The sequence below is a fragment of the Weissella ceti genome, from assembly GCF_018394055.1.
GTDB classification, from domain to species: Bacteria; Bacillota; Bacilli; order Lactobacillales; family Lactobacillaceae; genus Weissella; species Weissella ceti.
This window is the reverse complement of the sequence record NZ_CP074441.1, coordinates 1,497,185-1,505,791: the sequence shown is the minus strand read 5'-3', so window position 1 is coordinate 1,505,791 and position 8,607 is coordinate 1,497,185. Positions and strand designations below refer to the sequence as shown.

The window sequence follows — 8,607 nt, the reverse complement described above, 5'->3', positions numbered from 1 at the left end:
ATGCGAAAAAGTTACCGTGTTAAATCAGAAGCAGATTTTCAACGCGTTTTTGATAAACATCATTCGGTTGCTAATAAAATGTTTATTGTTTACACGATGGAACGCGAAGAGGCTAAGCATTTTCGTTTAGGAATTTCAATTTCTAAGAAAGTTGCCTTACGTGGACATGAACGTGTATGGATTAAGCGCCGAATTCGACAAAGTGTGCTAGACTTCAAGCCACGCTTACGTCAAGACGTCGATATTTTGGTCATTGCACGTCCAAGTGCTTATGAACAAGATATGGAAACGATTAAGAAAAATATCGAACACGTCTTTACTTTGGCTGACTTGTTTGTTGATGAGCCATCTAAAACTGAAAATTAATCTACTATCTAATATAGGGAGTATTATATGGAAACTTTAAAGAAGTACATGCGAATGCGCTCATTCCCGATTGCAATGATGGCACTATTAGTGATGATCATTGCCGGAGTCACATATCCTGGACATATTGAAGGTCAAGGACTATGGGGAATCATCGTTGCCGGTTTTTCACAATCAATCTTGGGAGTAGCAGATTGGTTTGGTGGTAATGCTGGTGTCGGAATTATTGTATACACGTTGTTGATTCGTTTGTTGATCTTGCCATTGATGGCACAACAATCAGCATCAATGATTAAGATGCAAGAAATTGCGCCAGCGCTTAAGGCATTGCAAGCTAAGTACCCAACTCGTGATACTGCTTCAATGCAAGCCATGCAAACAGAACAACGTGCTATCTACAAGGAAGCCGGTGTTAACCCATTTGCAAGTTTCATTCCATTGCTAGTACAAATGCCAATTTTGATGGCTTTGTACTCATCAATTCAATCTACAGAAGCCTTGCAACAAGGAACTTTCTTGTGGATTCAATTGGGTGGTAAGGATCCATACTTTGTCTTGCCAATTTTGGCAGCCTTGTTCACATTGGCTTCATCATTGCTTGTCATGATGGGACAACCTGAACGTAATGGGGTTATGACAACAATGACATTCGCGATGCCAGTTATGATTTTCGTGTTTGCGATTAACGTACCTGCAGCTTTGTCATTGTACTGGGTGGTTTCAAATGCATTCCAAGTGGCTCAAACTTGGGTTTTGCAAAACCCATTCAAGATTCGTGCACAACGTGCCGAAAAAGTACGTGCCGAAAAGTCACGTGAACGTGCTATCCGTAAGGCTAAGCGCTCACGTCGTTAATAAATATTAAAAGCGGACCTAACGGTCCGCTTTTTTTTATACATATTTTAATTTTGTTATCAGCTAGACGTGGTATGCTTGTAACAATTAATTACATAATGTTGTAGAGGAGTAGTCGGATGAAAGCATTACGCAGTATTCTGTCATGGGTATTACCAATTGTAGCGGGAATTATTATTGCATTGGTTATTAAAACTTTTTGGTTCCAACCAGTTCAGGTTGATGGGATTTCAATGGAACCCAACTTGTCTGCTCGTGAACGTGTTCTAGCCTTTAAGAATGAAGATATCCACCGTGGGAGCGTTGTTATCTTTGATGCTTATGGAGAAGATCCAAGTGTTAAGAAGAGTAACTTGTTCGTGAAGCGTGTCATTGGTATGCCTGGTGATACAGTTAGTGCACAAGGTGATGTGATAAAGGTCAATGGAAAAGAAATTAACCAAGATTACTTAGGTGCTAATGATAAAGTGGCAACAACAGAACCCGATTCAGGAATGGTTGGAAATTGGAAGAGTTTAACTGATCTAGGGAATAATATGAATTGGGAACGTGACAAGTCAGTCAAAGTACCTGAAGGTCAATACTTTGTCTTAGGTGATAACCGTGCAGTGTCAAATGACTCTCGTTACTGGGGTTACGTAAGCAAAGAAAAAATCATGGGTGTTGTAAAGGTGCCATTCTGGGGCAAGGCAGCACAAAAAGAGAATGTAAATAATCAATGGGAAACATTCTACAAAGAAAAGTAACACCAAAGATAATAAATAAAATTAAGAAGAATGGTCTTAGGACCATTCTTTTTTCTTTATCTTCATTAAAAGGTGTACAATATGATGAAGGAAAATAGCACAGGAGAAAAACATGCAACAAACATATGCAATTATCGGCTTAGGCCGCTTCGGAAGTTCATTATTGGAATCATTGATGGCTGCAGGACAAGAAGTTCTAGCGATTGATAAGGATCCAGATACAGTTGAAGATTACATGGATATTGCGACGCATGCCGTTATCGCAAATGCGCAGGAAGAAGATGCGTTGAAGGACTTGGATTTGCCTAGTTTTGATCACGTTATCGTGTGTATTGGACACAATCAACAAGCATCTATCCTAACAACAATCCTTTTAAAGGACTTGGATTGTAAAGATGTTATTGCGAAGGCTGAAACAAAGTTGCATGCTCGCGTGCTAGAAAAAGTTGGTGCGGACTTAGTTGTTCGTCCAGAATTAGAAATGGCAGAACGTCTAGCTGAAAATTTGATGGCACCGAATTTAGTGAGTTACATTGAATTGGGAGATGGATATTCAATCGCCGAAATCAAAGTTGCTAATCTAAAGTATTCTAACAAGTCTATTACTGACTTGAACCTTGATCGCTTAGATGGCCTACATGTTGTCGCGTTGAAGTCAAAAGACCAAGTTGTTATGGAGCCTACTGCCGACACGATGGTCCAAATTGGTGACGTCTTGACCGTTATGGGTAAGACCGTGGATGTACAATTCTTTGAAGAATCAATCTCTGTTGAAAAGTAATCAGTATTGACGAGATACTGGTAAATTGGTAACATAGCAATATTACTTTTTGATGAACATTGAGAAATAATGCAGATATTTTTGGTTTAGAGAGCTCTGGTTTGGTGAAAAAGAGTCCAAAATAGCATTAGGGGAGCCTTGGGAGAAAAGTAATACCCGTAATTAAGACGCTTAACAACAGTTAAGAAGTAGGGTGGAACCGCGTTATTAACGTCCCTATGTCAAATTAAATTTGGCATGGGGATTTTTTTGTGCCCTCATGCAGAAAGAGGTTCTTATGACAGAGAACAAAACAAATACAGAACTCGAAAGAGGACTGTCATCACGTCATCTACAGATGATTGCAATTGGTGGAGCCATTGGAACAGGATTATTCCTGGGATCTGGTGAAGCCATTAAAACGGCTGGACCAGCATTGGTACTCGCTTACGCAATTACCGGATTCTTCACGTATGTTATGATGCGTGCAGTTGGAGAATTATTGATGTCCGACACCAAGTTGCGATCATTCATTGACTTCGTTCGCTTATACTTAGGTGAACGTTGGGAATTCGTTATTGGTTGGGCTTATTGGTTAAGTTGGGCAAGTTTGGCAATGGCCAATCTAACCGCAACGGGAATTTACTTACGTTATTGGTTCCCTGAATTGCCCCAATGGCTGGCGCCGTTATTAGTTGTAATCCTTTTGATTGGCGTTAACCTGATCAATGTTCGCTGGTTTGGAGAATTAGAAAGTGGATTTGCCAGTGTTAAGGTTTTTGCGATTATTGGCTTAATTGTTGCCGGACTTTGGATGATTGCAACGGGGTTTAGCACCCATGGAACAACAGCTAGCTTCGCTAATTTAGTTGATCATGGCGGATTCTTCGCGATGGGTGGATGGGGATTCTTACTAGCTTTCCCAATGGTTATCTTTGCCTTTACTGGAATTGAAATGGTTGGATTGATGGCTGGTGAAACTGCTAACCCAAAGAAAGACTTACCTAAAGCCATTAAGTCAGTCCCAAAGCGAATTAGCTTTTTCTATGTTGGATCCTTAGCTGTGATTATGGCAATCTATCCTTGGAATCAATTAGATGCTAGTCAATCACCGTTTGTGCAGGTCTTTTCTGGATTAGGAATTGGTTTTGCGGCTGATTTAGTTAACTTCGTCGTGTTAACATCAGCGATGTCAGCAGCTAACTCAGCTATTTTCTCAACGTCACGTACATTGTATGTATTGGCAAAGAATAAGCAAGCACCAAAGATGCTAGCTAAGTTGTCTAAGCAAAACGTGCCAGTTAATGGGATGTTCGTATCTGTTGCGGCTTTCTTGTTCGGTGTATTGTTGAACTACTTCTATCCAACGAGTGTATTCGTTATGATTACTGGAGTTGCGACAATTAGTTTCATCTTTGTTTGGATTTTGATTTTGTTGACACATATCAAATACAAGCGAACTTTGGATGCACCAACATCTGACTTTAAGATGCCTTTGTTCCCAATTTCAAGTTACATGACTATCTTGTTCTACTTAGCAGTGTTGGTAACGTTGTTGTTTAACGAAACGACACAAGTGTCAGTGATTGCGGCAGTCATTTACTTCGGTGCTATGGCTGTTGGATATACGATCTGGCAACGTAATAAAAACAAGTCTGTATAACGTTTTTATACAACTGAAAATAAAATCAATCAAAAAAAGCTCTGCTGAAAAATCTCAGCGGAGCTTTTTTAATGTTTCATGTGGAACATTTTACTTGTGGTAAGGAGACCCTTGATTAATCATAAACGCACGGTAAATTTGTTCAGTCAAAACTAAACGCATTAGTTGATGAGGTAAAGTGAAACGACCAAAACTAATTTGTGTGTTTGCGCGCTTTAGTACAGCAGGATCTAATCCCAAAGATCCACCAATGATGAATGTTAGATCGGACTTTCCAGAAACGGTCAATTTTTCAATTTCTTGCGCCAATTCTTCACTACTGCGTTCTGTACCTTTAATAGCAAGAGCAAAAACATATTCACGATCCTTGATCTTACTTAAGATTCGTTCACCTTCTTTTTGCATAATCTTGTCCATCTCGGCTTGAGATAATTGCTCAGGCGCTTTTTCATCAGGAACTTCGATAATTTCGAACTTCGCAAACTTTTGTAGACGCTTTGAGTACTCAGCAATTCCGTCTTTTAGATATTTTTCTTTTAACTTACCAACACTGATGATTTTAACGTTCATAATGTGCTCCCTCGATGAAATGACCTGTAGATTGTTCGGAATAAAGACAAACAATCTTCTTTTTCCACAACTTTACAAGTTATGACTTGATTTAATATCCCTATTATATCATGGCTTTAAAGCACAATTAAGTATGTATTGCTTAGTTATCCACATTTTAGGGGTTAACCTGTGGATAACTACTGTAAACGTGATTAAATCAAGGGGTTTACGATGTTGATAAGTGATGTTTCTATGTGTGGAAAAAAGAATTATCCACACATAAATAACAAGATTTTAAGTCTGGTTAAAGTTAACGAACAATATAGAAAATAAAGATAATATCATTCGTGTTTATTTTTGATATTAGAGAAATGAGCGGTTTGGCGTTAGAAAAAAGTCACAGACAGATAGGAGATGTGGAAAACTCCGCACGACTGTGGATAACTTAGGTAAAAGTTAATTAGCTAAGTTTATGTGAATTAGGATAAACCTAGTAAAACGATATAACTTCTGTAATATCAAGGGATTGGACGGAAAAACGGGCTTGTGAAATTTGTAAGTTTGTGAAAAACGAAAACACCAGAATTAGCAGTTATCCCCAGAAACTTAGAGTTTTCAACAGGTTATACACAAGTTCTCCACAAGTTATGCACAGAGTTATCCACAATGGGGATAACTGAAGAGGCAGTTTGGCATTTTAAAAATAAAATGTATAATGGGGAAATGAATTGGAGTGTTTAGTATGCATAAGTTATTCGATCGACTAACCCCACCACAAATCCTAACTGCTGGTTTCTTGGCAATTATCTTTTTAGGTGCGGGGCTATTGAGTTTACCGATTGCGCAAAATCCAGGGGTTCATGTATCTTTCATTGATGCATTGTTTACATCTGTTTCAGCGACAGCTATTACAGGTTTAACAGTCGTGAATACTCCGGAAACGTGGTCGTTCTTTGGACAGATTGTTCTATTAATAATGATTGAAGTTGGTGCGCTTGGATTTATGACGTTTGCTGTGTTGGTATTAACGCTAACGCAGAAACGCTTGGATCTAAAAGCCCGTTTGTTAATGCGAGAAGCGTTGAATTTACGTAACTTAGGTGACGTAAAGATGATGTTGACGTTTGTGTTCTCGCTATCATTTATCATTCAGATTTTCGGGGCAATTCTCCTGATGTTTGAATTTATTCCAAAATTTGGTGTGGGACAAGGCATCTATTTCAGTATTGCCCATGCGATTTCAGCATTTGGTAATGCTGGCTTTACTTTCTTTGATGAACCAATCACGATGTTCCAGAATTCGCCATATGTCTTGTTCGTATGGATGTTCCTAATTACGGCAGGATCATTGGGATTCTTGGTTTGGCGAGACTTGTTGTCACTGAAGCGTGGTGGACGTTTAAGTCTACACACACGTATGGCGCTAACGACATCATCTTGGTTAATTGTTGGTGGATTTACGATTTTCTTATTCACCGAAAAACTTGTCCACAATTTATCTGGCTTGAGTTTGTGGGAACGTATTTCCGATACAATGTTCCTAGCAATTGTTCCACGTACAGCAGGTTTAGAAGTGGTACCTCTATCAACTTTGTCAGTTGGAGGACTGTTTATTATTATGATCTTGATGTTTATTGGGGGAACCCCAGGGTCAACATCAGGTGGAATTAAGACAACCACACTAGGTATCTTGTGGCTACAATCAGTTGCAGCCTTACGAGGACAAGAACAAGTTAACTTTGGTAATCGTCGAATTAGCCAAAAGACAATTGTTAAAGCGTTGATGCTTGCAGTTATTTCAACGGCGTTTGTTATGTTTGTGTCGATTATCCTTTGTATGACCGAGACGATTCCTAAAGGATATGGACTTGAATATGTGACGTTTGAAGTGATTTCTGCCTTTTCAACGACTGGATTTTCATTGGGGTTAACACCAAATCTAACTCTCTTTGGTAAAATTGTTATTATGTTTGTGATGTTTATTGGGCGTGTGGGTCTATACACAGTTATGTTCTCTGTGTTGAACATTCGTGAGAAGCCCGCTAACTACCAATATCCAACAGAAGAAATTATTATCGGTTAGTTAATGGATTAATTGAATAATAAAAAGCTCTCAGGCTACGCCTGAGAGCTTTTCTTTTGTTTACGTATTATTTATAGTGCGTCCATTGATTCGTTTAATAAACGATCGACAAGGACGTTTCCAGCGCTGGTTGCATGCCCCTTGACCCAAATGAAATTCAAACGGTCTTCAAGGGGTTGAATAAGTTCGAAAATTTGTTGCCACCCTTTTAAGTTAGCAATTTCACCGCTTGTTTTCTTCCAACCATTCTTTTGCCAGTTGTACATCCAATTTGTGACAGAGTCTAGGACGTATTTTGAGTCACTCACAATAGTCACAGGATGGTCTGTTTTAGCGGCTTGTAGTAACGCATTAATTAGGGCTAACATTTCCATCTCATTGTTTGTACGACCGAAATACCCTTTTGTATCTGAAAAGACGGGCGTCTTTAAATCGCTACCTGCGTAGATAGCAATTGCCCACGCAGCTTTATCAGTTGACTTAACGTGTCCTCCGCTAACATTACCAGTATTACGACTCCCTCCGTCAGTAAAGATATAGAAACGATTTTTATCTGCCTTAAAGGCGCCATCATACGCAGTCTCATAAGATCGAGACCCAGATTTTTGCGCATCAAACCACGCTTGTGCTTCAGCTTTTGTGGCAAACCCTTTAAATTTAGGGGCGGGTTTTGTTTGCGTCAGTTTTTGTACTTCAGACCAAGGTTTTGTATATAATCCCTCGTATTTATTACCAACGATTGCATATGTTTTCATATGTTACTCCATTTTAAGTTTCAAGTGAGCCGGCTTCATTATACTATTACATTGTGCGATGTACTAAACGTGCAAAAACCCGGCGTTCCGCAATTGCAATTACGAATCCCATGCCCAAGAAAGCTAGGATAGTACCAATGTTCACAGCGATGATTTGTCCAGTACTTAACCAGATAAACAAACACATTGACATTGGAATTGCGAAATTTAGGGTTTGTGCTACGACCACATTACCTTTAAAATAGGTGAAACGCATAACGTTTGTCATGTCATCCACAGGATGAATTACAAATTGTAAGCGTTGTGTAATAGATACACCAGCACCAATACATATTAGTCCTAAGATATCGATAATAAATCTAGGAACAATAGGTAGCTGACCAACGCCTAGGTTAATGAATACCTGATTTGTGTAACCTAATGTGAAACTATAGATAGCGACAAATAATAGGTTTCCAAAGAAACGACGTCCATCAAATCGTTTTGTAATCAACGATACAACGATTGCGGCTATGAAACCAAATAAGCCAAGATATACGGTGATGCTCAGATGGGTTACATTAGCTAGGTTAGCCGCGGCAGCCGTCCAAGGTGCAGACCCCATGTTCGTTGAAACAGTCAGTCCGTTACCAAATGCATTAAGTAACAGGCCGGCGAAAAAGAAAAAAACAATCTCAGTCGGGGTGAGAGAGCGTGGACCATTTACATCATTAATCATGGGGACACCTTCCTTTGTTGTTGATTCTGTTATATTTATTCTAACAGAAATTTGTGAGAGACATTGGCTGGGTTAACTAAATGAAATTTTAGGAATTAGGAAGTGGGGA

The 8,607-nt window shown here is 39.2% G+C and carries 9 protein-coding genes; 6 read left to right on the top strand and 3 right to left on the bottom strand.

From position 1 onward, the window contains the following. From rnpA to KHQ31_RS07825, 5 genes are all read left to right on the top strand, one after another. On the top strand, positions 1-366 hold the full coding sequence (gene rnpA, locus KHQ31_RS07845; RefSeq protein ID WP_213409017.1) for a ribonuclease P protein component: 366 nt from the start codon (positions 1-3) through the stop codon (positions 364-366). Positions 367-393: 27 nt separating this feature from the next. Then, positions 394-1,221 carry a membrane protein insertase YidC gene (yidC, locus tag KHQ31_RS07840; protein ID WP_213409016.1) on the top strand — a complete coding sequence of 276 codons (828 nt, stop codon included), beginning with the start codon at positions 394-396 and terminating at the stop codon, positions 1,219-1,221. Positions 1,222-1,340: 119 nt separating this feature from the next. Continuing rightward, positions 1,341-1,967 carry a signal peptidase I gene (gene lepB, locus KHQ31_RS07835; RefSeq protein WP_213409015.1) on the top strand — a complete coding sequence of 209 codons (627 nt, stop codon included), beginning with the start codon at positions 1,341-1,343 and terminating at the stop codon, positions 1,965-1,967. A gap of 112 nt (positions 1,968-2,079) precedes the next feature. After that, complete coding sequence (locus KHQ31_RS07830; protein ID WP_213409014.1) at positions 2,080-2,748, top strand: potassium channel family protein; 669 nt, start codon at positions 2,080-2,082, stop codon at positions 2,746-2,748. A 277-nt stretch (positions 2,749-3,025) separates the two neighbouring features. Beyond that, the gene (locus KHQ31_RS07825; protein WP_213409013.1) at positions 3,026-4,390 is read left to right on the top strand and encodes an amino acid permease; all 1,365 of its coding nucleotides are present in this window, start codon (positions 3,026-3,028) and stop codon (positions 4,388-4,390) included. A 90-nt stretch (positions 4,391-4,480) separates the two neighbouring features. On the opposite strand, the gene rlmH is transcribed toward KHQ31_RS07825, so the two are convergent. Next, a complete protein-coding gene (rlmH, locus tag KHQ31_RS07820; protein ID WP_213409012.1) occupies positions 4,481-4,960 on the bottom strand; it encodes a 23S rRNA (pseudouridine(1915)-N(3))-methyltransferase RlmH in 480 nt (159 codons plus the stop codon). Between the two features lie 724 nt (positions 4,961-5,684). On the opposite strand from rlmH, the gene KHQ31_RS07815 reads away from it, so the two are divergent. After that, the gene (locus KHQ31_RS07815) at positions 5,685-7,025 is read left to right on the top strand and encodes a TrkH family potassium uptake protein (RefSeq protein WP_213409011.1); all 1,341 of its coding nucleotides are present in this window, start codon (positions 5,685-5,687) and stop codon (positions 7,023-7,025) included. A gap of 71 nt (positions 7,026-7,096) precedes the next feature. Here the strand turns inward: KHQ31_RS07815 and KHQ31_RS07810 are convergent, their stop codons facing one another. Together KHQ31_RS07810 and KHQ31_RS07805 are read right to left on the bottom strand one after the other, a co-directional pair. After that, positions 7,097-7,780 (bottom strand): ribonuclease H1 domain-containing protein, encoded by a 684-nt coding sequence (locus tag KHQ31_RS07810; protein WP_213409010.1) that lies wholly within the window; start codon positions 7,778-7,780, stop codon positions 7,097-7,099. A gap of 46 nt (positions 7,781-7,826) precedes the next feature. Then, positions 7,827-8,498 carry a hypothetical protein gene (locus tag KHQ31_RS07805; protein WP_213409009.1) on the bottom strand — a complete coding sequence of 224 codons (672 nt, stop codon included), beginning with the start codon at positions 8,496-8,498 and terminating at the stop codon, positions 7,827-7,829. Between the last annotated feature and the right edge of the window lie 109 nt (positions 8,499-8,607).

Coding starts and splice junctions, on each gene's coding strand:
- yidC (WP_213409016.1), top strand. CDS start 394: ATGGAAACTTTAAAGAAGTACATGCGAATGCGCTCATTCCCGATTGCA.
- KHQ31_RS07815 (WP_213409011.1), top strand. CDS start 5,685: ATGCATAAGTTATTCGATCGACTAACCCCACCACAAATCCTAACTGCT.
- KHQ31_RS07805 (WP_213409009.1), bottom strand. CDS start 8,498: ATGATTAATGATGTAAATGGTCCACGCTCTCTCACCCCGACTGAGATT.
- rnpA (WP_213409017.1), top strand. CDS start 1: ATGCGAAAAAGTTACCGTGTTAAATCAGAAGCAGATTTTCAACGCGTT.
- KHQ31_RS07810 (WP_213409010.1), bottom strand. CDS start 7,780: ATGAAAACATATGCAATCGTTGGTAATAAATACGAGGGATTATATACA.
- lepB (WP_213409015.1), top strand. CDS start 1,341: ATGAAAGCATTACGCAGTATTCTGTCATGGGTATTACCAATTGTAGCG.
- KHQ31_RS07825 (WP_213409013.1), top strand. CDS start 3,026: ATGACAGAGAACAAAACAAATACAGAACTCGAAAGAGGACTGTCATCA.
- rlmH (WP_213409012.1), bottom strand. CDS start 4,960: ATGAACGTTAAAATCATCAGTGTTGGTAAGTTAAAAGAAAAATATCTA.
- KHQ31_RS07830 (WP_213409014.1), top strand. CDS start 2,080: ATGCAACAAACATATGCAATTATCGGCTTAGGCCGCTTCGGAAGTTCA.